This window comes from Pedobacter sp. BMA, assembly GCF_001027745.1.
In the GTDB taxonomy this organism is placed as follows: domain Bacteria; phylum Bacteroidota; class Bacteroidia; order Sphingobacteriales; family Sphingobacteriaceae; genus Pedobacter.
Genome location: NZ_LECU01000007.1, coordinates 109,073 through 132,487 on the forward strand (window position 1 = coordinate 109,073; position 23,415 = coordinate 132,487).

At 40.6% G+C, this 23,415-nt stretch carries 21 protein-coding genes and 1 riboswitch; of the genes, 8 read left to right on the forward strand and 13 right to left on the reverse strand.

The annotated features are described in order from the left end of the window. Positions 1 to 42: 42 nt before the first annotated feature. Positions 43 to 1,050, reverse strand: coding sequence for a hypothetical protein (locus tag AB669_RS16930; protein WP_047800531.1), 1,008 nt, complete (start codon positions 1,048 to 1,050; stop codon positions 43 to 45). Positions 1,051 to 1,263: 213 nt separating this feature from the next. Continuing rightward, positions 1,264 to 1,374: riboswitch (SAM riboswitch) on the forward strand. Between the two features lie 286 nt (positions 1,375 to 1,660). Between AB669_RS16930 and AB669_RS16935 the strand changes: the two genes are divergently transcribed. From AB669_RS16935 to AB669_RS16945, 3 genes are all read left to right on the forward strand, one after another. After that, on the forward strand, positions 1,661 to 2,992 hold the full coding sequence (locus tag AB669_RS16935) for an O-acetylhomoserine aminocarboxypropyltransferase/cysteine synthase family protein (RefSeq protein WP_047800532.1): 1,332 nt from the start codon (positions 1,661 to 1,663) through the stop codon (positions 2,990 to 2,992). A gap of 27 nt (positions 2,993 to 3,019) precedes the next feature. Continuing rightward, positions 3,020 to 4,078 carry a homoserine O-acetyltransferase gene (gene metX / locus AB669_RS16940; RefSeq protein ID WP_047800533.1) on the forward strand — a complete coding sequence of 353 codons (1,059 nt, stop codon included), beginning with the start codon at positions 3,020 to 3,022 and terminating at the stop codon, positions 4,076 to 4,078. A gap of 131 nt (positions 4,079 to 4,209) precedes the next feature. Next, a complete protein-coding gene (locus AB669_RS16945) occupies positions 4,210 to 5,454 on the forward strand; it encodes a homoserine dehydrogenase (protein ID WP_047800534.1) in 1,245 nt (414 codons plus the stop codon). A 76-nt stretch (positions 5,455 to 5,530) separates the two neighbouring features. On the opposite strand, the gene AB669_RS16950 is transcribed toward AB669_RS16945, so the two are convergent. The 5 genes from AB669_RS16950 to AB669_RS16970 all read right to left on the reverse strand — a co-directional run bounded on the left by AB669_RS16950 (position 5,531) and on the right by AB669_RS16970 (position 10,837). Then, the gene (locus AB669_RS16950; protein WP_047800535.1) at positions 5,531 to 5,866 is read right to left on the reverse strand and encodes a Dabb family protein; all 336 of its coding nucleotides are present in this window, start codon (positions 5,864 to 5,866) and stop codon (positions 5,531 to 5,533) included. Positions 5,867 to 5,975: 109 nt separating this feature from the next. Then, the gene (locus tag AB669_RS16955; protein ID WP_047800536.1) at positions 5,976 to 7,028 is read right to left on the reverse strand and encodes an NAD(P)-dependent alcohol dehydrogenase; all 1,053 of its coding nucleotides are present in this window, start codon (positions 7,026 to 7,028) and stop codon (positions 5,976 to 5,978) included. 73 nt (positions 7,029 to 7,101) lie between these two features. Next, the gene (locus AB669_RS16960; RefSeq protein WP_047800537.1) at positions 7,102 to 9,231 is read right to left on the reverse strand and encodes a xanthine dehydrogenase family protein molybdopterin-binding subunit; all 2,130 of its coding nucleotides are present in this window, start codon (positions 9,229 to 9,231) and stop codon (positions 7,102 to 7,104) included. 2 nt (positions 9,232 to 9,233) lie between these two features. Next, positions 9,234 to 10,217, reverse strand: coding sequence for a xanthine dehydrogenase family protein subunit M (locus tag AB669_RS16965; RefSeq protein ID WP_047800538.1), 984 nt, complete (start codon positions 10,215 to 10,217; stop codon positions 9,234 to 9,236). Next, on the reverse strand, positions 10,214 to 10,837 hold the full coding sequence (locus tag AB669_RS16970; RefSeq protein WP_047800539.1) for a (2Fe-2S)-binding protein: 624 nt from the start codon (positions 10,835 to 10,837) through the stop codon (positions 10,214 to 10,216). Before AB669_RS16970 ends, AB669_RS16965 begins: the two co-directional genes overlap by 4 nt. A gap of 174 nt (positions 10,838 to 11,011) precedes the next feature. On the opposite strand from AB669_RS16970, the gene AB669_RS16975 reads away from it, so the two are divergent. Further along, a complete protein-coding gene (locus tag AB669_RS16975; RefSeq protein ID WP_047800759.1) occupies positions 11,012 to 11,662 on the forward strand; it encodes a YceH family protein in 651 nt (216 codons plus the stop codon). Here the strand turns inward: AB669_RS16975 and fabF are convergent, their stop codons facing one another. Continuing rightward, complete coding sequence (gene fabF / locus AB669_RS16980) at positions 11,663 to 12,913, reverse strand: beta-ketoacyl-ACP synthase II (protein ID WP_047800540.1); 1,251 nt, start codon at positions 12,911 to 12,913, stop codon at positions 11,663 to 11,665. Between the two features lie 226 nt (positions 12,914 to 13,139). Continuing rightward, positions 13,140 to 13,751 (reverse strand): TetR/AcrR family transcriptional regulator, encoded by a 612-nt coding sequence (locus AB669_RS16985; RefSeq protein ID WP_197082425.1) that lies wholly within the window; start codon positions 13,749 to 13,751, stop codon positions 13,140 to 13,142. A 178-nt stretch (positions 13,752 to 13,929) separates the two neighbouring features. Here AB669_RS16985 and AB669_RS16990 point away from each other — a divergent pair, with 178 nt between their 5' ends. The 3 genes from AB669_RS16990 to AB669_RS17000 all read left to right on the forward strand — a co-directional run bounded on the left by AB669_RS16990 (position 13,930) and on the right by AB669_RS17000 (position 16,683). Then, positions 13,930 to 14,844 carry a helix-turn-helix domain-containing protein gene (locus AB669_RS16990; RefSeq protein ID WP_369799775.1) on the forward strand — a complete coding sequence of 305 codons (915 nt, stop codon included), beginning with the start codon at positions 13,930 to 13,932 and terminating at the stop codon, positions 14,842 to 14,844. Between the two features lie 82 nt (positions 14,845 to 14,926). Continuing rightward, positions 14,927 to 15,760 carry an SDR family NAD(P)-dependent oxidoreductase gene (locus AB669_RS16995; protein ID WP_047800543.1) on the forward strand — a complete coding sequence of 278 codons (834 nt, stop codon included), beginning with the start codon at positions 14,927 to 14,929 and terminating at the stop codon, positions 15,758 to 15,760. An 83-nt stretch (positions 15,761 to 15,843) separates the two neighbouring features. Continuing rightward, positions 15,844 to 16,683: an SDR family oxidoreductase gene (locus AB669_RS17000; RefSeq protein ID WP_047800544.1), complete on the forward strand. Its 840-nt coding sequence runs from the start codon at positions 15,844 to 15,846 to the stop codon at positions 16,681 to 16,683. 157 nt (positions 16,684 to 16,840) lie between these two features. Here the strand turns inward: AB669_RS17000 and AB669_RS17005 are convergent, their stop codons facing one another. Then, positions 16,841 to 17,371, reverse strand: coding sequence for a C40 family peptidase (locus AB669_RS17005; RefSeq protein WP_231582700.1), 531 nt, complete (start codon positions 17,369 to 17,371; stop codon positions 16,841 to 16,843). Positions 17,372 to 17,397: 26 nt separating this feature from the next. Further along, positions 17,398 to 19,977, reverse strand: coding sequence for a DNA mismatch repair protein MutS (gene mutS / locus AB669_RS17010; RefSeq protein WP_197082426.1), 2,580 nt, complete (start codon positions 19,975 to 19,977; stop codon positions 17,398 to 17,400). Between the two features lie 370 nt (positions 19,978 to 20,347). Between mutS and AB669_RS17015 the strand changes: the two genes are divergently transcribed. Further along, the gene (locus AB669_RS17015) at positions 20,348 to 20,665 is read left to right on the forward strand and encodes an HPF/RaiA family ribosome-associated protein (protein WP_231582701.1); all 318 of its coding nucleotides are present in this window, start codon (positions 20,348 to 20,350) and stop codon (positions 20,663 to 20,665) included. 63 nt (positions 20,666 to 20,728) lie between these two features. On the opposite strand, the gene AB669_RS17020 is transcribed toward AB669_RS17015, so the two are convergent. From AB669_RS17020 to mqnE, 3 genes are read right to left on the reverse strand one after another with little or no spacing between them, the layout of a single operon-like run. Further along, entirely contained in the window at positions 20,729 to 21,469 is a 741-nt protein-coding gene (locus AB669_RS17020) for a menaquinone biosynthetic enzyme MqnA/MqnD family protein (protein ID WP_047800548.1), read from the reverse strand. 38 nt (positions 21,470 to 21,507) lie between these two features. Then, positions 21,508 to 22,131: a histidine phosphatase family protein gene (locus AB669_RS17025; protein ID WP_047800549.1), complete on the reverse strand. Its 624-nt coding sequence runs from the start codon at positions 22,129 to 22,131 to the stop codon at positions 21,508 to 21,510. Positions 22,132 to 22,168: 37 nt separating this feature from the next. Beyond that, complete coding sequence (gene mqnE / locus AB669_RS17030) at positions 22,169 to 23,362, reverse strand: aminofutalosine synthase MqnE (protein ID WP_047800550.1); 1,194 nt, start codon at positions 23,360 to 23,362, stop codon at positions 22,169 to 22,171. Positions 23,363 to 23,415 lie beyond the last annotated feature (53 nt).

The window sequence follows — 23,415 nt, forward strand, 5'->3', positions numbered from 1 at the left end:
CTATTTAAGCCTGTCTCGCCTACGTAAGACAGGCTTTTTTATTTATTTTGGGTTGCAGGCTGTGTTTATTCTGATTGAATAATCTGCATTTAATGGCTCGTTTGTTTGAGCCAGTCGCTGTGACGCTGTATTCGCAGGGCAGGCAATGTCGCCCGCTGCATCATATATAATTTTCTGCCCATTTGCCATTAGCTCTTTAGGTACATATACCTGAACCTTTGTGATTGCATATCCTGAGGGAAAATATCGAATATAATATCCATCCGGATGTTTTGTCCAGATACCGCTTGGGACGTCGGATCTGGGAGGCGCCATACCTGCAACAATTGCATATTTCTCCAGATCGGCATAGGTATAGTTGCCGGATGAAACCAGTTGGCGAATGTTATTTTCTGCCTCAAAAACGGTGCGAACCCCAGATGGAAGCTGATCTTTTGCTTTTTCCATCACATCAAAAGGCAATATTCCAAGTGCTCCACCCTCTAATTGGGTTAGCTGCTTTGTGCTGAGCAGTTGAAGTGCGGTAACTTTTACCGATCCCGAGTAGTCAGCAAATTTAGTTCTGGCGATGATGGTCCATAACAGTGACTGAATATCATGTTGGTTTACCTCAGGATGTTTTTCTGCGCTTTTCAAAATAGCTACAACAACTTCTTCTTTTGGTCCTAGTACAGGTGCAAACATGTATCCATCGCCTTTTGATGGCGCAAATGTTCCTGCTTTCAAGCAATAGCTTTTATTGGTCATCTCATAAAAGCCTTCGCATAAAACGTATCCTCCTTCAGAATTTTTTGGCAATAAATATAAAGGTTGAAATTTTACTCCTGAGTTGAACTCCGGCAATTTTTCCCCTTCCCTATCTACATCTTCAAAAGAAGTTGTAATTGCTGCGGGTTGCTTTAATAGCTGATCTACGCCCAAAGCTTTAGCACCTTTAGCGGCTCCCATTTGTAACAACTTGTCTTTCAAACCACCGAACTGAGCATTAGATTTACTGAATCCTGCCACCATAAAGAGCATGGCAAAACAAATTTTTTTAATGTTTTTCATAATGAATAGATTATAGGTAACACAAACATAGTATTTTAACTATTAATTTTTTGTTAACACTGGAACCGTGAGTTTAAAAGCATCTCAACAATCTGCAAATGATCATATGAATGAATAATTTTCAGAATTTAATTTTGTCATTTAATTTTTAATTCTGATATTTGAAATATTATTTGGCAGACGAGCTAAATAAAAGTCAATCTTAATCGGATTGATTTATAAAGAAGTGGCGAGAGACTGGCTCAGAGACCCACTGGCAACCCTCAGAAAGAGAAGGTGCCAATTCCAGACCAATTAACATGGTGTTATTTGGAAATATAAATTTTAACTGATGAAAACATTATATCTTCAATCGCGGGGCGAATCTAAGTTAAGTAAATCATACATTACCGCTATTTCTTTGCTTTGCAATACCCCTAGAATGAGTACTTGTATGTGCTGTTGCATGCAATAAGTTTATAAATCTTCCCTTTTTGTATCTGTTTCAAACTGGAAGGTCCTGGCATACCAGGATACGCAACCTGAATGGATTATGCATAATGATCTTTACTGATCAAATCATTATCCACCTCCTTTAAATTAAATACTCACTCATTCAAACAATTCAGAAATGTCAGCTCCATATAAATTCGAAACATTACAAATTCACGCAGGACAGGAAATAGATCCGACAACCGGGTCCAGAGCTGTTCCTATCTATCAAACCACCTCTTACGGTTTTAAAAGTGCCGAGCACGGTGCTAACTTATTTGCGTTAAAAGAGTTTGGTAATATATACAGTAGGATTATGAATCCGACTAACGATGTTTTTGAAAAACGTATTGCCGCATTAGAGGGAGGCGTTGCCGCTTTAGCGGTAGCATCCGGCCAGGCAGCGCAGTTTATTGCATTGAATAATATTTTGGAAGCTGGCGATAGTCTGGTTTCCTCATCACATATCTATGGTGGCACTTACAACCAATTTAAGGTTGCTTTTAAACGCCTGGGAATTCAGGTAGACTTTGCTAATCCAGACAGACCTGAAGAATTCGAAGAAAAAATTACGGAAAAGACAAAAGCAATTTATTTAGAAACCATTGGTAATCCTGCATTCAGTGTGCCTGATTTCGAGCAAATTGCCGCAATAGCTAGAAAATATGAATTACCTTTGGTCGTTGATAATACCTTTGGAGCCGCAGGCTATCTATTTAAACCTTTGGAGCATGGTGCAAATATCGTGGTCGAATCTGCCACTAAATGGATAGGCGGACATGGGACAAGTATTGGCGGAGTGATTGTAGACGGCGGTAATTATAATTGGGGGAATGGAAAATTTCCTCAGTTCAGTGAGCCATCCGAGGGATATCATGGCTTGGTTTTCAGCGATGCGTTTGGTGTTGATGGTCCATTTGGAAATATTCAGTTCATCATCCGTGCACGCGTAGAAGGACTAAGAGATCTTGGTCCGGCGCTTTCCCCGTTTAATTCATTTCTTCTTTTACAAGGTGTGGAAACATTGTCCCTTCGTGTTCAGCGGCATGTTGATAATGCCCTTGAACTGGCTATATGGCTGGAAAACCATCCTGCAGTTAAAGAAGTCTCCTACCCCGGCCTGCCTAGCAGCAAATACAATAATCTGGCAAAAAAATACCTGAGTAATGGTTTTGGCGCAGTTTTATCTTTCGAGCTAAACGGATCAAAGGAAACGGCAACAGCATTAATTAATAGTTTAAAGCTGGTTACACACCTTGCTAATGTTGGCGATGCCAAAACGCTAATTATTCAGCCCTCAGCCACTACCCATCAACAATTAAGTGAAGAAGAACAGTTAGCCGCGGGGGTTAAACCTAATGCCCTAAGGATTTCTGTAGGTATTGAACACATCGACGATATCAAATCTGATTTTGAACAGGCATTTGCTGCGATAAACATCAATTTATCATCTGATTCACTACAGGCCTAGTTAAAGTTTCTCCTATCACATTTTACAATGAGCACAGTTTCAACATATCATTACGACAAAGCATTCAAATTAGAAAACGGCAAGAAAATCCGGAATCTGCAAATCGCTTATCAAACTTATGGCAAATTAAACAGCAATAAGGATAATGTCATCTGGGTTTGCCATGCATTAACAGCTAATGCCGATGTTTTTGAATGGTGGGAAGGTTTGTTTGGTCAAAACGCCTTGTTTAATCCGAATGACCACTACATCATTTGCGCCAACGTATTGGGTTCCAACTATGGCACCACAAACCCGCTAAGTATAAACCCTTCCACCGGATTACCATATTATCTGTCATTTCCGCAGTTTACCATCAGGGACTTTGTATCAGCACATCAGTTACTTGCTTTACACCTGGGCATCGAAGATATTAAACTCCTAATCGGGGGCTCGCTGGGCGGACAGCAATCCGTAGAATGGGCCATTTCTGAACCCGCTAGAATAGAGAACCTGATTTTGGTTGCCACAAACGCAGTGCATTCTCCCTGGGGAATTGCTTTCAATGAAAGTCAGCGCCTGGCCATTACCAGCGATAGGACCTTTTATGCGAATCAGCCGGGCGGTGGCTTGAAAGGGTTAAAAACAGCAAGGAGTATTGCATTACTGAGCTATAGAACCTATAATGCATATGGAAGTACACAGGTTGAAAGTGTAAATGAGAAAACCGATCACTTCCGTGCATCATCTTACCAGAATTACCAGGGCGAAAAATTAACCAACCGCTTTAATGCCTATAGCTATTACTATCTCACAAAGGCAATGGACAGCCACAATGTTGGGCGCAACAGGAAGAGTATCGCTGAAGCATTGAAACAAATCAAATCAAACACCTTAGTAATCGGTATCGAGAACGACTTTTTGTTTCCGATTTCTGAACAAAAATACCTGGCTGATCATATTGAAAATGCGGAGTTCGCCGCCATCAGTTCTCAATATGGACATGACGGCTTTTTAATTGAAACAAATGCCTTAACCAATATCATCGGGACATTTATTAAAGAAAGCAGAAACAAGAGAATCATTAAGCTGCAACACACCGCTTAAGTCAATAACCAGGCGATTAAAAGAGAAAATTATAACCATAAATTAAACAAAAAAACATTTCAGCGGCATACCAGTCAAACAGTCAAGGTACTCTCGAGTTGGATGCCCGCTATCTGATACAATAAAACAACATGAGTAAGAATTTAAAAATAGGTTTATTTGGTTTTGGAGTTGTAGGACAGGGTTTACTGGATATTATCCAGAGCCAGAACCTGAACCTGGAAATCATTAAAATTGCAATCAAAGACCCGAAGAAGAAGCGCACCCTAAATAAGGATTTATTTACAACAGATCGGAATGAGATTTTAAATAATTCAGAAATTAACACCATTGTCGAACTGATCAATGATGCAGACGCTGCATACGAAATTGTAACCACTGCTTTAAAGAATGGCAAGAATGTGGTTTCGGCTAACAAGAAGATGATCGCTACACACCTGGAAGAATTAGTCGCCTTACAGCAAGAACATGGAACATCTTTACTTTACGAAGGTGCAGTTTGCGGCAGTATACCAATTATCAGAAACCTGGAAGAATATTATGATAACGAATTGTTCCATGCATTGAGTGGCATTTTCAACGGATCATCGAATTACATTCTTTCGAAAATTTTTAATGAAAATCAAAGTTATGACGCAGCTTTAAAAGAAGCTCAGGATTTAGGTTTTGCTGAAACAGATCCTATTCTTGACGTGGGTGGATATGATCCGAAGTACAAATTAGCCATTGCCACCTCACATGCATATGGTCTATTTATAAATCCAGATGCTATCTTAAACATAGGCATTCAAAACCTTTCCCAGCACGACATCAAGTATGCCCGGGAGAAAAACTTTAAAATTAAACTGGTACCTACTGCACGTAAAGTGAATACCCGCGATGTAGTTACCTACGTTCTTCCTAAGCTCGTAGCCAAAGATGATTTCCTCTATAATGTTGAAAATGAATATAATGCTGTAACGGTACAGGCAGCATTTGCCGACAAACAATTTTTCTTCGGCAAGGGAGCGGGCGGACATCCAACAGGTGCTGCAGTTCTTTCAGACATTGCAGCATTAAGGTATGATTATCGTTATGAGTATAAAAAATATCACTCAGAAAATAAGGTCAATCATACGGAAGATATCTTACTGGAAATTTATCTACGTTATGCAGACGAAGCGCTGGTACATTTGCTTGAGTTTGATGACATCAGTGAGCGATATGCTGCAAATGAATACAAATATATTATCGGAACAGTAAGCCTGGGAAGCCTGATTAAAAATCGGGACCTTTTATTAGATAAAACCACGTTTGTAGCTTATACTGGCAGACAGATCTATAAGCAGGAGCAAGTTGCTGAAAATGTATTTTCAGCCGACCTGGCTTCGATATAATTTTTTAAGGTTAATTTTTTTATTTGTTTTGTTGTTAAGCATAAAGGTCGGAGCGATTCCGACCTTTTGCGTATAGCTAAACTGAAATCACGGTATCATGTACCACAACGCGATACCAGTTTTTCGAAAATGCTTCAACTGCATCCAGGTGAACCTTATCTTCCTGATAGGCGTTGTGATCTGCAATAGAATCAAAAGTTAATGTAAGTGAATAGGTAAATGAATTATCTGTTACCGGACGAACCGGTGTATTTGCTGCTAACCCGTAACTAAAGGTTTTGATGAGTTTAATTGGTTTCAGACGTTCAAAAAAATTCGCGAATTCAAGCACTTCTGTCTTGCTCAACTGTGGCTTTAACCAAAACATTACAAAATGCTGGATTTTCCCTTTATCGTTTAGATCTTCTATCATCTGTATTAAATATATCCTAAATATAAAAATGATTGCCGACAAAAAAAGCAGTATTCTAAAATACTGCTTTAAGATAATATTATAAATGGTTACCAGTAAGGATTAAAACTTATCCTTCAACCGTATCCATGTCAATTACAAAACGGTACTTCACATCACTGCTTAATACCCTTTCATAAGCTTCATTTACATAATTGATATTAATGACTTCTACTTCTGAAACAATATCATGTTCAGCACAAAAATCCAGCATCTCCTGAGTTTCAGCTATTCCACCAATACTCGATGCAGTAAGCGCTCTGTTGCCATGCATTAAAGCCGAACCTGGGAATTTTAAAGGCTCTGGAGGTAAACCGACACAAATATGTACACCATTCACATTTAAAAGTTTCAGATACATCTCATAGTCGTGAGGTGCGGATACCGAATCGATAATAAAATCAAAATGCTTAGCATATTTTTTCAGTTCTTCGGGGTCTTTAGTGATCACAAAATGATGCGCACCCAGTTTTTTGGCATCCTGTTCTTTAGAAGGAGATGTGCTCAGTACCGTAACGTCTGCGCCGAAAGCAACAGCAAACTTCACAGCCATGTGACCTAATCCGCCCAAACCAAGAACGGCAACTTTATGACCTTCAGTAATGCCCCATCGTTTGATCGGTGAATAGGTTGTAATCCCTGCACAAAGCAACGGCGCTACACCAGCCAATGGCAACGTATCGGCAACACTTACTACAAACTCCTCTGTGCAAACAATCTTATTCGAGTACCCACCATATGTAGGTGTTTTTTTATCTCTTTCTACACTGTTGTAAGTCCATACCGTTTCACCTTTCTCACAAAATTGTTCCTGACCACCTTTGCAAGTCGGACATTCTTTGCAGCTGTCTACCATACACCCAATCCCCGCCAGCTGTCCGACCTTGAATTTAGTTACTTCAGCGCCAACATCAGCTATCCGGCCAACAATTTCATGCCCTGGAACCATCGGGTAACGTGCCGGCCCCCATTCGCTACGAACCTGGTGGATATCGGAATGACAAATTCCGCTATATAAAATATCAATTAAAACATCTTTAGGCCCTACATTTCTTCTTTCGAAATTCCATGGAGCCAATTTATCGGTTTGGCTGTGAACAGCGTATCCTTTTGCAGCTATCATATTATTAAAATTTGGCCAAAGCTAAAGGATAAAGGCCTAAGCTTCGTCATATCTGATTCATTTAAGACATCTTTCAGGAAGATGTCAAAATCTTATCAGGGGTAATTGGCAAAGTCCTGATTCTTTTTCCTGTGGCATTAAATACGGCATTTGCAACAGCCGCAGAAAAACCGATGAGGGCAATTTCACCCATTCCTTTGGCACCCATGGGATTAATATAAGGATCAGGTTTATTGATAAAGTGCACTTCTATCTCCGGGATATCGGCATTAACGGGAACGTGATAATCAGCGAAATTATTATTGATATATCTCCCATAACGATGATCTATCACGGATTCCTCCGTAAGCGCCATACCTACGCCACCTACCGCTCCGCCTACCATCTGGCTACGCGCTGTTTTCGGACTTACAATGGTTCCTGAATCGCCAACAGAAACAATTTTATCTACCTTAACTACCCCGGTTAAGCTGTGCACTTTTACTTTTACGAAGTGAATAGAAAAAGAATACATGGAATATTCGTCGCGTTCCTTTCCTGCCTGACTTTGTTTAGTGACCTCGATAGATGGCAGATTATTCTTTTTTAATACATCAACGAAATTTGCAGTGGCATCCATATTGGAATTGGCCGCAAGTTCAGCGATAGTTGATTTGAGGGAAACACAGGCATCATTTACTGCCGACCCTACTGTAGAAAGCGTGGCCGACCCTCCCTGACTTGGTGCAGGAGGTAATGAGGAATCTCCTAGCTCAAACTTAATCTTTTCTACAGGTATAGATAGTATTCTACTGGCAATCAGCGACATGCCAGTTCCGGTTCCCGGTCCAATATCACTCGTTGCACTCTGCATCAATAAGGTTCCATCTGACTTTAGTATGGCTTTGAGACTGGCTCTGCCTCTGTTGGCATTAAATACACCAATGCTAACCCCAAAGCCTGTTTTCCATTGACCATTAACCAGGCTTCCGGGTTTATTCTTCCGTTCGCTCCAACCAATCTTTTCTGCACCAACCCGGTAAGCTTCTTTAATATTTTTATCTGAGAATGGCTTATTTCTTTGCTGATCTTTCTCAGGATCATTTTTGATCCGAAACTCAAGCGGATCCATATCCAGGGCATGCGCCATTTCATCAATGGCACTTTCCAAAGCAAATGCGCCCGTAGCCTCACCTGGTCCTCTCATCCAGATAGGTACACCTAAATCAACCGGAACAACAGTATATTGAGTGTTCACATGATCACACTGGTACATGAATTTAGCCATATTAACAACGCCCTCTGTAAAGTTTTCATAGGCAGATGTTTCACCAAATGCACGATGAGTAATGCCTGTTAAAGTCCCGTCTTTTTTGGCACCTAAACCAATGGTTTGAATCGCGGCCGGACGGTTACCAACCATGGTAAACATTTGCATACGGGTAATCACTACTTTTACCGGCCTGGCAATATGCTTTGACGCCATAACAGTGGCGATTTCAAGGGGCCAGGTACGCAAAGCCATACCAAAGCCGCCGCCAACAAATTCAGAATTTACCTGAATATTTTCTACAGGTATTTTAAAAACATTGGCTATCGCTCCCTGAGTGGCCTTTACGCCCTGGGTTTTGGCATATACAGTGAGCTGATTATTAGGGCGCCAATCAGCAATAATGCCGTGCAACTCCATCGGGTTGTGCGTTTCAATTGGCAAATGATAGTTCGCTTCAATTTTTACCTCAGCAGTTTTATATGCATTCTCTGTTCCACGTTTATAATCAGGCTGACCCTGAAGTTTCTTTGCTTTCGTATTGCTTACAGCCTTTTCGAAATCAGTGTTAAAATCTTCCTTTTCGTATCCTACTTTAACTAATGAAGCAGCATAAGTTGCCCTTTCAAATGTATTTGCTACTACGATAGCGATGGGTTGTCCGTTAAAGAATATTTTATCTGTATAAAAAATCTTCATTGCCGGTCCCCCGTCCTGTTCATAAGCCGGGGCAGATGGCTTATTCAGGTGAGAAATCACCGATATTACCCCAGGTGCTTTTTCTGCAGCCCTGGTATCAAATGAGCTGATTTTTCCTTTTGTAATTGTGCTGGTAACCAGCACACCATAAGTTAGGCCAGGCAAGTTATATTCGGCAAAATATTTCGCCCTTCCCATAACTTTATCAATGCCGTCGACGCGATCGTTCTGATCTTTCAAAATAGCTGTTTGCATAGTTAAATTTTAGATTTTGCAAGGGTTAACGCTTCAATAATTGTGTTGGGTGCCATCACCAGCTTAAAATCATTTTCTCCAAAACTTTTTGCATCTTTCATGGCTATTTTTGCTGCCTGTTCAAAATTTTCGAGCGATGCTTCTTTACCTCTTAAAAAATCCTCCGAAGCAGTTAGCCTCCAGGGCTTATGGGCAACACCTCCCATAGCCAAACGAACATCAGTTACAATATGATTGGCTATTTCCAGTCCTGCAGCTACCGAAACCAGCGCAAAAGCATATGATGCCCTATCTCTTACTTTTAGATAATGCGAATTTCTGCCTATACTGTTCAAAGGAATTTCCAGCCGCACAATCATTTCATCTGCCTTTAAATTATTGTCTAACTGAGGCGTATCTCCTGCCAGGCGATGAAAGTCTTTAAACAATATCTTATGTTCTCCTTTAGGGCCGGCAATTACTACTGTGGCATCGAGGGCTGTTAAGGCAACGCACATATCACTAGGATGAACGGCTATGCACTTATCTGAAGTCCCGAAAATAGCATGCATCCTATTGAACCCACCAACAGCACCACACCCCGAACCTGGCTGCCTTTTATTACAGGGCATCTCAGTATCATAAAAATAGCCACAGCGGGTGCGCTGCATCATATTACCACCTACAGTAGCAACATTACGCAACTGGGCCGATGCGCCTGCGTTTAAAGCCATGGCCAATAGCGGCAAATGATCTTTAATAATTTCATGTTCTGCAACAGCAGTATTAGATGCCAGGGCGCCAATGATGATCATGTCTTTGTGCATCTCAATCTGTTTTAAGGGCACGTGATTGATATCCACCAGTTTCTCAGGGGAAGATACCCCCCTTTTCATCAGATCGATTAGATTGGTTCCACCTGCAATAAACTTTGAGTTCTGGTCCTTTGCGATCAGGCTCAAAGCCGATTTCGCTGAGGTAGTACGTAGATACTGGAAATTGATCATGGTTTCGAACCTCCTTTCACCACATCGATAATGGCATCAACAATGTTGGGATAAGCGCCACATCTGCAAATATTTCCACTCATATATTCGCTTATCTCTGCCCGGGTACCGGTATGTCCTTCATTTACACAGGCAACTGCCGACATAATCTGACCGGGTGTACAATATCCGCATTGAAATCCATCGTGCTTAATGAATGCAGCCTGCATAGGGTGCAGTTCCTCGCCATTGGCCAAACCTTCGATTGTCGTGATTTTTTTTCCCTCATTCATTACGGCTAAACTTAAGCAAGAATTTACCCGTTCGCCATCTATATGAACTGTGCATGCACCACATTGACCGTGATCACAGCCTTTCTTCGTACCGGTTAAGTGAAGTTCTTCCCTAAGGTAATCCAGCAGCGTTACCCTCGGCTCAATAGAAGTTTTAAAAGCCTTATTATTAACCGTTATATTCAATGGAATTTTTTCAAACAGTTCAGCGAAACGTTCATCTGCCTGGCTTTCTGCGGCTTTAACCGCTACAGCTGGAGTTAGCGCAATCGCTGTAATTAATGAGCTCTTCTTGAGAAAATCCCGCCGGCTATCGCCGGGATTAAATTCCTTATCAGATGGTTGCATAGATAAAAATGTTTTGTTGAGATGTTGTTGGTTTTAAAGTTCGTCAATCCATGTGATAAAAAAGGCTGATTGATGAATTTAGAATAATTCTACTGTGTAATATTTATGAAACTCACCATCCATTTTTTGATAAAATTAATTTCGGGATTCGGCTTCTTTATATATTTTTATCGAATGGAAGATATTAAGCCGCTACCTGACTTATCAGCAGAAGAACAACGCGTATTAGGGTCATTGATTGAGAAAAGCAGAACCACTCCAGATTATTACCCAATGACATTAAATAGCTTAACCGCCGCGTGTAATCAGAAAAGCTCGCGAAACCCGGTTGTAAACTATGATGAAGAAACCGTAACATTAACCTTAAATTCGCTTAAGATCAAAGGACTCATTTCCACAGCAACCGGCGGTTCAAGCAGGGTAATCAAATACAAACATAATATGGGTATCGTCTATCCGCTTGTGCCCTCAGAACTGTCAATACTTTGTCTGCTACTTTTGCGGGGGCCGCTCACGCCCGGTGAAATCAACAGTAATTCAGGTCGCTTATATGAGTTTGAGAGCATCGAGGAAATAGTGGGGCAACTACAGAAATTAACAGACGAGGAACCTGCATTTGCAAAGCTGCTTCCAAAAAAAGCAGGACAAAAAGAAGCCAGGTTTACACATCTGCTTGGAGAACAGGCCGAAATTCAGGAGACTGAGCAGGAAGGCTTTCAAACAGCAATTTTCCAGCCCAATGAAGAACTGGAAAATCGTATTTTAAAATTAGAGCAAGAATTAGAGGAATTAAAAGAAGTAGTTAATCTTTTAATGGACAAATAATTAAGCTTCGTATTTCTTAAAAATTGTACTGGCAACATGCCCGCCGAAACCAAAGGTATTGTTAAGAACATAATTGATTTCCTTTTTAATCGGTTTTCCAAGAATAATGTTAAGTCCTTCGGGAATTTTTTCATCCAGCTGTTGCGTATTGATTGTTGGAGGGATTATTCCATCTCTTATCGCCAGAATACTAATCAGGCTTTCAACGGCACCCGCTGCACCGAGTAAATGCCCGGTCATAGATTTTGATGCCCCAACAACAACAGGCAAATCGCCGAAAACATTTTTAACAGCTACAAGTTCACTAATATCGCCTAAACCCGTAGATGTTGCATGCGCATTAATGTAATCGATTTTATCAGCTGATATTCCTGCGTCACTTAAGGCTTTTTTCATCCCCAGGGTTGCGCCAATTCCATCCGGATGGGTTCCTGTTAAGTGATAAGCGTCGGCAGCCATCCCACCGCCTACAATTTCTGCGTAGATATTTGCTCCGCGGTTTAAAGCATGATCGAGCTCTTCAAGAATCAATGCTCCTGCCCCTTCACCCATTACAAATCCATCACGTGTAACATCAAATGGTCGTGATGCGGTTTCAGGACTGTCATTGCGTTTTGAAAGTGCCTGTGCTGCATTAAAGCCCCCCACAGAAGCCTCTGTGATTGCCGCTTCAGAACCTCCGGCAACCATAACATTTGCTTTACCCAAACGGATGGTATCAAAAGCACTGATGATAGCCGTGTTCGAAGACGCACATGCTGATACGGTGCAGTAATTCGGACCACGAAGTTTATGGCGAATAGATACTACTCCAGCCGCAATGTCCACTATCATTTTTGGAATGAAGTATGGATTAAATCTTGGCGTTTTATCGCCCTGGTGAAATTCTGCCAGCTGTTGCTCAAAGGTAGAGATACCTCCATTTCCCGTTGCCCAAATCACACCCACTTCAGCAAGCTCATCATCTGACATAGCAGCGAAGTCTAAACCCGCATCTGCAATGGCCTGATCAGTTGAAGCGATGGCATACTGGGTAAACAGATCGTACTTTTTTATTTCCTTTTTATCAATGAAAGAAGCTGCGTCAAAATCTTTCACTTCAGCAGCAAAATGGGTTTTATATTTACTGGTATCGAATTTAGTGATTGGCCCGACGCCACTTTTACCATCTAAAATATTCTTCCAAAAGTTTTCTACTGTGTTTCCAAGCGGGGTTATAGCCCCCAATCCAGTTACGACTACTCGTTTCATTTTATTATTTTTAATTTTCTCCTGCGTGCAGGCTATGCATCAATTTAAACACAATGCATTTTACTTATCGCCGCAAAGGTGCCAATTCCTATCCTTATTATCGCATAATTAGCACAAAACTTCTCCCTAACGGCATAATCAAATTAGGTTGCATTAATTAAATACCTTTACAGGTGTACCTTCCAAACTCAATCTTAAAGATGTAGTGTAAGAGTGAAGCGCCGCCTTACTTACAGCATAGGTTGGCAAGGTCAAGGCTGTTGATGTACTTTTTTAAAGAATCCATAATCAGGCTCCAATAATCTGCTTTATTCGTTAATCTTGATATCATGATACCACCTTCTATCATTGCAATGATCGTCAACGCAATTTGTTCAGGATCATGCGCTTCGTCGATTTCCTTACTAATTATCCCTTCATCTACCAATGCAATAATTCTTTTTTTCCACGCCAATATTGCTTTAATAGCCCGCTCACGCAAGGCGGGATGGGTATCATCTGCGTCGGTGGCGGTGTTCAAAATCGGGCAACCCCCTATTGAAATCCCACTAAATAAAAAGCGCTCATAGATACTTACGTATGCCAATAGTTTCCCTTTGGTTGTTCCCTTATTACTCATTTCCGATTCAATATTTGAAACGTTATTAGCGAAATTGTAGTCAAATGCAGCAAGTGCTACTTCGTCTTTATTCGCAAAGTTGCCGTAAATACTGCCTTTCGTTAAGCCGGTTGCTGCAGTAATATCATTCAGCGAAGTACCTGCGTAACCTTTCGTATTAAAGATCGATGCTGTTTTTTCAACAATGAAATTTCTTGTCTGCTCTGCTTTTGTCATCATGATTAATTTGATCCGACAAATATATACCGATCGGTATATTACATGCAAGTTAATTTATCATGGTAATCTCCTTTTAATTTCAGAGTTGAACTGGCGTAGGTATTCTATTCAGATGCTCTACAAATTTTTTCTGCAGGTAATGCCTTTTTTATTACTAGTTTGAATTTTGTAACTTTGAATGATGAGTACAATTGAAAGCCTTGCAGACTTCTACCAGAAGAAATTTGATTTCCTTCCAGACACTTTACAAAAAGATATTGGACACTTTAATGTTTTCAGAATGGAAGACTGCCTTGGCGATGATAAACCTCCAATGAACTACAGCAGGCGGGATTTCTATAAAATCGCGTTGAATCGCGGACATAATATTTATCACTACGCCGACAAAAGCGTGGAGATAAATGGCACTGCCCTTATGTTTTTTAATCCGTTGGTACCCTATACCTGGGAACTGGCGAGCGGCAAAATTACCGACGTCCGTGGCTATTTCTGTATTTTCACAGAAGCTTTTTTCAATGAAAAGATACGGGGAAAGATTGGCGACTTGCCTATGTTTGCCTTGGGCGGCAAACCAGCGTACGTTCTGAATGATGAACAGGACGCACACATTTCGGCGATATTTTCAAAAATGCTGGATGAAATTAATAGCGATTACATCTATAAATACGATTTGCTGAGAAATTACACAACTGAAATTACGCACTTTGCATTAAAGACTAATCCATCGGAAGTACTTTATAAACATCCTGACGCAAATTCGCGTATCACCTCAGTGTTTACCGAACTGCTCGAACGCCAGTTTCCAATTGAAAATCCTTCCCAGCGCTTCACCATGCGATCGGCAAAGGATTATGCCGCTCAACTTTCTGTTCACGTAAATCACCTCAACCGGGCTATCAAAGAGACTACAGGAAAGACGACAACACACTATATAACAGAACGTTTATTAAGCGAAGCCAAAGCGCTGCTTAAGCATACAGACTGGAACATTTCAGAAATCGGTTATTGTCTCGGCTTCGAAGAACCTACCCACTTCAACAACTTTTTCAAAAAGTTAACCAGCCATACCCCTACATCATACCGGATTGTTTGAATTTCGTAAGCATCAGTTTGATTGACGTAATAACTGTCTTCAAATTCTGCCCTAATTTTGTCTTAACAAAAAGGATAAAATTATGGGACTTAAAAAAGTTTGGTTTATAACCGGAGCCTCCAAAGGGTTAGGCTTAAGTTTGGTTAACCAGTTGTTAAAAGCAGGTCAAGCTGTTGCTGCGACCTCCAGAAATCTGCCCGATCTGGCTAGCGCCGTAAATGCTGATTCTAACCAATTTCTTCCCTTGGCGGTAGACCTTGCTGACGAAGCAAGCGTTGAACAAGCCATAAACGCAGCTGTTGCCCGGTTTGGAAGAATTGATGTAGTGATAAACAATGCTGGCTACGGCATTGGGGGCAGTATCGAAGAGCTTACTAATGAAGAAACAAGGAACAGCTTTAATATTAATGTTTTCGGCACTATTAACGTCATCAGAAAGGTAAGTAAACAACTAAGATTACAAGGCTCAGGTCATATCATCAATATTGCTTCCATTGCCGGCATCGCTGGTGCAACGGGTTGGTCGGTATATGCAGCTACAAAAGCAGCAGTAATAGCCTTATCTGAAGTACTAGCCGAAGACCTGAAAGGTTTCGGCATTAAAGTCACCGTCGTCGCGCCAGGGGCATTCAGAACCAGTTTCCTAACAGAAGAATCGCTCCTACTGGCAAAGAACCCTATTGAAGCTTATGATGACGTACGCAAGATGCATGCGAAATACCTGCAAATGAATGGCAATCAGGCCGGTGATCCTGAAAAAGCTGCTGCAGCGATGATCTCACTAGCCAGTATGCCGCACCCGCCTGTACATTTACTCCTGGGGAATGACGCTTTACAAAGGGCAAACGCTAAAATCGATACACTAAAAAAGGAGTATCAGGATTGGAAGGCAATTACCATATCTACCGATTATTAAAAATGCCACATATTAAGGTTGTGACATGCTCAAACCTTTTTAATCGATATAAAATCATTTAAAAACAATTTTAAACAAGAATCATGGAAAATATAAAAGTATGGTTTGTTACGGGTGCCTCAAAGGGACTTGGACTAACGCTGGTAAAAAAATTATTAATTAGCGGAGAACGTGTAGCCGCAACGTCAAGAAGCATAGCTGATTTGGAAAAGGCAGTGGGTAAGCATGAAAACTTCTTGCCTCTTTCTGTTAATCTGGTTGAAGAAAGCAGTGTTGAAGAAGCCATTAGCCAAACCATTAGCAGATTCGGACAGCTCGATGTGGTGGTTAACAATGCTGGTTACGGAATGCTTGGGGCGCTGGAGGAACTCAGTGACCAGGAAGCTCGCGAAAATTTCGACATAAATGTTTTTGGTTCACTAAACGTGATCAGAAAGGCTTTGCCTCAAATGCGGAAGCAACAATCTGGACATATCTTCAACATTTCATCTATTGGCGGTTTCTCCGGAAACTTTCCTGGTTTTGGAATATATTGCGCTACCAAATTTGCGGTATCGGGTTTCACAGAATCGCTGGCTGCAGAGGTTAAGTCGCTGGGCATAAAAGCAACCGTTGTTGAACCAGGCTATTTTAGAACGGAGTTTCTTACATCGGGCTCCCTGGCAGTTCCGGCAAATCCGATTAATGCATACAAGGAAGTACGGGATTCGCAAGCTGCGCACCAAAACGACATTAATAACCAGCAACCAGGCGATCCGGCTAAAGCTGTTGATGTTATAATTGCCGCTGCAGCAAGTGAAACTGCTCCCTTACATCTTTTTCTAGGGCCGGATGCTTATGCTGTTGCCAATGCAAAAATCAACGATGTACAAAATGATATGAAAAACTGGGAGTCGTTAGCTACTGCTACAAATTTTGACTAACGATAATATTATTGAAAAGGGATAAGTAATTATCCCTTTTCTTATTTTTGCTGGCGCAAACAGTCGTATTGGGCGATCAAGCTGCCCTTTCCCCTTGGATTAGCCCGCTGATCGCACTTTATAAAAGAATCTATAACGATCTGAACAATATAATTGGTTAATTAACTGAACCAGACTTTACCAGAACCTTTTGGTAAGCAGGTAGATTTAAATCATCAACAATCACTCCCCTGTTGGTACTTGCATGCACAAAAAAGCCACCGTTCAAATACACGCCAACATGATCAACATCATTGCCGCCAAAAGAAAAGAAAAGTAAATCCCCCTCTTTTAAACTGTCAACGTTTTTACGCTTGACAAAACTGGCCTGATCGCGCGAAATTCGGGGCAAGGTGACTCCATATATTTCTTTTTCCAGTAGAAATGCAAAACCAGAACAATCAATACCATTCTTATCTAAGCCACCGAAACGGTACCGAACACCCGTCCACTCTGTAATAAACCTGTAGAGCTGTTTACTCTTTAAGTTAGCCATTGCGTCAGCTGCTTTAGCGGCTTTCGTATCGCTTTTAGCAATGTATTTGCGTGAACCACAAGAGGCTAGCACGACCACTAAAAATAAAACAATCCAATAACAGTAAAGCAATTTTGTCTTTATCATCACAATCTCTCTAAGCAATTTCTGCATTCCCTGGTTAATTATACAGGAATCCGTTAATTTTTTATCAGGCGCTGTATTTCATCAAGCTTTAATAGCGCTTCAACGGGGGTAAGTGCATTAACATCTAAGTTATTCAGTGTATCACGAATCTTGACCAATACAGGATCGTCAACTGCGAACATCTGTAGCTGATAAGCCTGATTTTGAACTTTCTTAATGCTATCTTTGATGCTCTGCCCCTCAGTTCTGTCAATTTCCAGCTTTTTCAAAATCTCGTTTGCCCTACCGATCAGCTTCGGTGGCATGCCAGCCATTTTAGCTACATGAATACCAAAACTGTGCTCACTACCTCCCGGAACTAATTTTCTCAGAAAGATAACTTTATTCGTCATTTCTTTCACCGAAACGTTGAAGTTTTTAATGCGGGGCATTGTGTTGGCTAACTCATTCAGTTCATGATAATGGGTCGCAAAAAGTGTTTTCGGTCGGGATGTGGGATGTTGATGCAGAAATTCAGCAATTGCCCAAGCAATGGAAATACCATCGTAAGTACTTGTACCACGGCCAATTTCATCCAGGAGAATGAGGCTGTTATCCGATATATTATTTAGAATACTGGCCGTTTCATTCATCTCTACCATGAATGTACTTTCCCCTGAAGAAATGTTATCAGAGGCACCTACGCGTGTAAAGATTTTATCCACCAGGCCAACATCGGCGGCTTTTGCCGGTACAAAACTTCCCATTTGGGCCATCAGTACAATAAGGGCAGTTTGCCTTAAAATTGCTGACTTACCCGCCATGTTTGGCCCGGTGATCATGATAATCTGTTGCGATTCGGTATCCAGGTAAACATCATTTGTAATGTATTCCTGTCCAACAGGCAGCTGCTTTTCAATAACCGGGTGGCGGCCACCCTTAATATCCAGCACTTTTTCCTTATTTACACTGGGTTTAACGTAATGGTTTTTTTCTGCCAGTTGTGCAAAACAAAGCAGGCAGTCGAGCTGGGCAATTAGAAAAGAATCGAGCTGTATAGGTTTAATGTAACTCGCAGTTTCAAACATCAGCTCATTATACAAACGGATTTCTATAGCCTGTATCTTCTCTTCAGCACCTAAAATCTGCTCCTCATATTCTTTAAGTTCCGGGGTTATATAGCGCTCTGCATTAACCAGCGTCTGCTTACGGATCCAGCCTTCAGGCACTTTATCTTTATGTGTGTGGGTTACTTCCAAATAGTACCCAAAAACATTGTTAAAAGATATTTTGAGGGATGGAATGCCGGTAGCCTCAGCCTCCCGCTTTTGAATCTGCACCAGATAATCTTTACCACCAAAGGCAATTTTACGCAAACGGTCTAATTCTTCATCGATTCCATCATTAATCACATTACCTTTAATCAGCAAGGCCGGAGGTTCTGGCTGAATCTCTCTTTCAATTTTTTCCCGAATAGCAATACACGGATTCAGCTGGTCGGCAATTTTAATCAGAAAAGGATTTTTTGAATTAGCAGCCAGGTTTTTGACTGCATCAATATGAGTTAAAGCTCTTTTTAAAGCCACCAGCTCACGAGGTCCAACACGTTGTAAACCGACTTTAGAAATCAGTCGCTCAATATCACCAATTTGCTTGATGTGTGTTAAAAATTCCTGCTGAACATCATGTTGCTGAACAAAAAAATCAACCATTCCCAATCGCTCCTGAATAGGTTTTAATTCTTTCAGTGGCATAATGATCCACTTCTGTAACAGGCGGGCACCCATTGGAGTACAGGTATGATCAAGAATATCAAACAACGTTACTGCATTATCGTTAGCAGAATTTACCAGTTCAAGATTGCGAATGGTAAACCTGTCCAGCCACATAAAACGATCTTCTTCAATCCGGCTAATAGAGGTAATATGTTGTAAATTCCGGTGCTCAGTTTCGCCAAGATAGTGCAATACAACTCCGGCAGCCACAATTCCACTTTGAAGTCGCTCGATGCCGAACCCTTTAAGCGATGCAACATCGAAATGCTTAGTTAACGTTTCTTCAGCATAATCTGAAGTATAAGGCCACTCATCAAGCCCAAAGGTATAGAACCTGTCGCCAAACTGTTCCATAAAAGTCTGACGTTTCGATTTTTGAAAAATAACTTCCGTTGGTTTGAACCCTTGCAAAAGCTTATCTATATAATCGCTATTGCCCTGGGCAATCAGGAATTCACCTGTAGAGATATCAAGAAAAGAAACGCCAATGTGAATTTTATCAAAGAAAATCGAAGCCAGGTAGTTGTTTGATTTTTGATTAACGATATTATCACCATAGGCTACCCCTGGTGTTACCAATTCCGTTACGCCACGTTTCACAATGGTCTTGGTCGCTTTCGGATCTTCCAGCTGATCGCAAATGGCTACCCGCTGGCCAGCCCTCACCAGTTTGGATAGGTAATTATCAAGAGAGTGATGGGGAAAACCTGCCAGTTCAAGTGCTCCCCCATTGGGGCCAGTACCCCGTCTGGTGAGTACAATGCCTAAAATCTGGGCCGTTTTTATGGCATCTTCGCCAAAGGTTTCATAAAAATCTCCAACCCTAAAAAGTAAAAGTGCCCCCGGATACTTCGCCTTAATAGCGTTGTACTGTTGCATGAGCGGGGTTTCTTTATTCGTATCTTTAGCCAAAACTGAAATTAATTTGCAAAGCTATAAAGATAGTACGATTAGCCATTTTATAGTTGTTTTGTTGAAAAGTTAAAAGTTTTTTTTAGACTGTTAAGTTTCTTATTTTTTCTCTGAAGAAACAAAGAATCAGTCAGATTAAATAGCATAGCTGATCTTGAAAGAAATCTATGTATTTATCTTGATTATGGTAAAGATATGCACAGAGACTGATAATTTCTTTCAAATCAACACCTGCAAAAAATCGAGCTCAAGATCAGTTAATTAGCAGTAAAGGCTGGAATTTCAAAACGTTTCCGCCAGTTGTCTGTTATCAGATATAATTTAACCTAATATTTTTATGATGACGATTCAATTAAATACCGACAAAAATTTAACAATACATCAGGAATACGAAGATAAAATTCAAACCCAGATTACAGATACCTTAAGCCGTTTTGCCGACTTAATCACCCGTTTAGAAGTACATTTATCTGACGAGAATGGCAGTAAAGATGGATTAGATGACAAGCGCTGTTTGATTGAAGCTAAAATTACAGGAAAGGAACCAATTGCTGTAACTAACCTTGGAAATAACTACGATTTAGCAATAGCAGGCGCTTTAACAAAATTAAAGAGCAAATTAGAAACCATCAGCGGAAAGTTGAAATCACATTAAAATAAATGCCCCAAAGTACAGTATTACTTCTGGGGCATTTCTGTGCTGAAGATTTCGTGAGGATTAAACTTTCTCTTTCTCAAGTTCTTCAATAAACGAAAGAAACATGTTCAATGCTTTTTTTCTGTCATCGGTCACTTCAAACTGAAGCTTATGGTACAGATAGTCTTCCAGATCGAAGTTATCGGTATGAGGAAGATCGTTCAGTACATCTTGTCTGTGTTCTAAACCAAGTTTTAATGCAGCATTAAATTCATCTTTAAATTCCTTTGGAATATCTTTATTAGCTACCCAAGCCGCATACATAAAGGGTAATCCCGTAAAATTTTTCCACTCTTCACCCATATCATAAACAAAAGGAAAATCATTTTTCTTACCAAAGGTACGGTCGCCTATTAAAACAATTGCATCTGTTTTCACGCTCGTATCTGTCGTAAATTCTACATCATGTTTCCAGTAAAACTTAAGCAGCACCTTGGCCAGATTATTTGATGTTCTGGAATGTGAATCCAGTCTTAGGGTTTTAATCGCTTCTACAGGCACATCACTGAAAATGAATACAGAATTCACAGCCCCGTCGCTGCCGATACAGTAATCTGCTACGATATTTGCATTAGGTACAAGAGGAATTGCCGCGACAGGCATTAACCCCATATCTACCTCACCACTAATTACTTTAGCTGCGCAATCTGAAGGAATATCTAAACTTAAATCAATTTTATTAATAATATCTGAGTGTTCAATTCCGTATATAAATGCTTTGGTGTTGGTGTAAGCAACAGCCGATATTTTTATTTTATCCAATGTTATAATTGTAATAATTCAAGACTTCTAACGTATACCTATTCAATCACTAATCCATCCAAATGAACTGCACTGTTAAATTCAAGCACGCTGAATTTTCCGTTCTCGAAACCCATTTTGTACAAAACTGTATTTTGATGAGGAAACTCAGTCATTTCACTTAATGGTTTCCCAAGTAAAAGGCAAAGAAAAACCCGCATTGCCCTTCCGTGCATACAAAGCATTACTGTTTTTTCTTCCGGTCTGGTTGATAAGATTTCCATCGGATGCTTCAGGCGCTCGTAAACATCCTGCACGCTTTCCCCACCTTCAAAATGAGCAGTATAGTCACCATTCTGCCAGGTCTCTAACATCTCACGAAAGGCATCACGGGAATCTTCCGTATTTGACTTGCCTTCCCAAACACCCCAGGCTAATTCGTCGAGTCCAGATAATCGCTCCCACGGTAAACCCGAATCGATAAATTTCTGAACCGTTTGCCATGTCCGCTTTAAATCTGAGGTGTAAATCTTATCGAATTGAATCTCTTTATAAGTATGATAAAAAGCCTCAGCCTGTGCCCTGCCGGTATCGTTTAAATCTGAATTTATACCCCTGCCTTGTACTATTCCTTGTCTGTTGAGTTCTGTTTCGCCGTGGCGGATGATGTAAATTTGCTTCATTTTCAATTTATTGACTGACTGATTCAATCATCTATTATTAATTAATTACCGGTAATTTATAATACTGTGGTTTTTTCTCTTCTTCAAATACCACATGTTCAAAGTCGGTTACCACGTTATACAAAGTATCACGTTCAATGGCTTTTCTGCCAACCTGTTTGATCAGGTTAACCAACTCCTGTGTACTCATCGCCGGTGTTTGCTCTTCAGCACCTGCCATAGAGTAAATTTTTGTTGTATCGTCCAAAGTTCCGTCAATATCATCAACACCGTAATTAAGCGATAGCTGTGCAGTTTCGCGGCTAATCATAGCCCAGTAGGCCTTAATGTGATCAAAATTATCAAGATAAATACGGGCGATTGCGTAATTCCGGAGATCCTCAATCACTGATGATTCAGGAACATTGCTCATTTGGTTGTGCTGATTTCTGAACTTTAATGGTATAAAAGTCTGAAAACCTCCCGTTCTGTCCTGTAAATTACGTAGCTTATCCATGTGATCTACGCGATGGTGAAATTCCTCAATATGACCATAGAGCATGGTTGCATTGCTCCTCATCCCTAATTTATGCCACTCTTCATGTATAGCCAGCCACTGTTCCCCGGTACACTTGTCTTTAGCAATCTGATCCCTTACTTCCGGATGAAAGATCTCTGCACCTCCGCCAGGCATCGACTGCAAACCAGCCTCCTTCATCAACTTCATGCCTGCTGCATAGTCAATTTTAGCTTTCTTAAATATGTAATGATACTCAACAGGTGTTAATGCCTTAACATGTAAATCAGGGCGATGATCGCGGATTGCGCTAAACAAAGAGGTATAAAAAGCTACATCATACTGGGGTAAAACGCCGCCAACAATGTGCACTTCAGTAACTGGCTCATTGTCGTACTTTTTAACAATGTCAAGCATCTGATCCATGGTCAAAGCCCAGCCTTCTTCCTTTTGTTTAATTAAACGGGAATATGAGCAGAATTTGCAATCGTAAACGCAGAGATTTGTAGGCTCCAAATGGAAATTTCTATTAAAATAAGTATGATCGCCATGCTTTTCTTCACGGATGAAGTTGGACAAAACGCCTAAATAACCTAATTCTGCATGTTCGTAAAGGTACACGCCTTCCTCAAATGTAATGCGTTCGTGATGGAGTACCTTGTGTGCTATGTTTTGTAGTTCAGTTGATAATGAAGTATCAGCTAATATTTTTTCAACCTGTTCAGTTGTATTCATTCCTGATTTATTTTGAACAAAAATACAATATTGAGGGGATTTGAAAATCATTT

Coding starts and splice junctions, on each gene's coding strand:
- metX (WP_047800533.1), top strand. CDS start 3,020: ATGAGCACAGTTTCAACATATCATTACGACAAAGCATTCAAATTAGAA.
- AB669_RS16955 (WP_047800536.1), bottom strand. CDS start 7,028: ATGATAGCTGCAAAAGGATACGCTGTTCACAGCCAAACCGATAAATTG.
- AB669_RS17025 (WP_047800549.1), bottom strand. CDS start 22,131: ATGAAGCAAATTTACATCATCCGCCACGGCGAAACAGAACTCAACAGA.
- AB669_RS17015 (WP_231582701.1), top strand. CDS start 20,348: ATGATGACGATTCAATTAAATACCGACAAAAATTTAACAATACATCAG.
- AB669_RS17005 (WP_231582700.1), bottom strand. CDS start 17,371: ATGCAGAAATTGCTTAGAGAGATTGTGATGATAAAGACAAAATTGCTT.
- AB669_RS16935 (WP_047800532.1), top strand. CDS start 1,661: ATGTCAGCTCCATATAAATTCGAAACATTACAAATTCACGCAGGACAG.
- mutS (WP_197082426.1), bottom strand. CDS start 19,977: ATGCAACAGTACAACGCTATTAAGGCGAAGTATCCGGGGGCACTTTTA.
- AB669_RS16960 (WP_047800537.1), bottom strand. CDS start 9,231: ATGCAAACAGCTATTTTGAAAGATCAGAACGATCGCGTCGACGGCATT.
- AB669_RS16985 (WP_197082425.1), bottom strand. CDS start 13,751: ATGATGACAAAAGCAGAGCAGACAAGAAATTTCATTGTTGAAAAAACA.
- AB669_RS16995 (WP_047800543.1), top strand. CDS start 14,927: ATGGGACTTAAAAAAGTTTGGTTTATAACCGGAGCCTCCAAAGGGTTA.
- AB669_RS16975 (WP_047800759.1), top strand. CDS start 11,012: ATGGAAGATATTAAGCCGCTACCTGACTTATCAGCAGAAGAACAACGC.
- AB669_RS16970 (WP_047800539.1), bottom strand. CDS start 10,837: ATGCAACCATCTGATAAGGAATTTAATCCCGGCGATAGCCGGCGGGAT.
- AB669_RS16930 (WP_047800531.1), bottom strand. CDS start 1,050: ATGAAAAACATTAAAAAAATTTGTTTTGCCATGCTCTTTATGGTGGCA.
- AB669_RS16950 (WP_047800535.1), bottom strand. CDS start 5,866: ATGATAGAAGATCTAAACGATAAAGGGAAAATCCAGCATTTTGTAATG.
- AB669_RS16965 (WP_047800538.1), bottom strand. CDS start 10,217: ATGATCAATTTCCAGTATCTACGTACTACCTCAGCGAAATCGGCTTTG.
- fabF (WP_047800540.1), bottom strand. CDS start 12,913: ATGAAACGAGTAGTCGTAACTGGATTGGGGGCTATAACCCCGCTTGGA.
- AB669_RS16945 (WP_047800534.1), top strand. CDS start 4,210: ATGAGTAAGAATTTAAAAATAGGTTTATTTGGTTTTGGAGTTGTAGGA.
- mqnE (WP_047800550.1), bottom strand. CDS start 23,362: ATGAATACAACTGAACAGGTTGAAAAAATATTAGCTGATACTTCATTA.
- AB669_RS16990 (WP_369799775.1), top strand. CDS start 13,930: ATGATGAGTACAATTGAAAGCCTTGCAGACTTCTACCAGAAGAAATTT.
- AB669_RS17000 (WP_047800544.1), top strand. CDS start 15,844: ATGGAAAATATAAAAGTATGGTTTGTTACGGGTGCCTCAAAGGGACTT.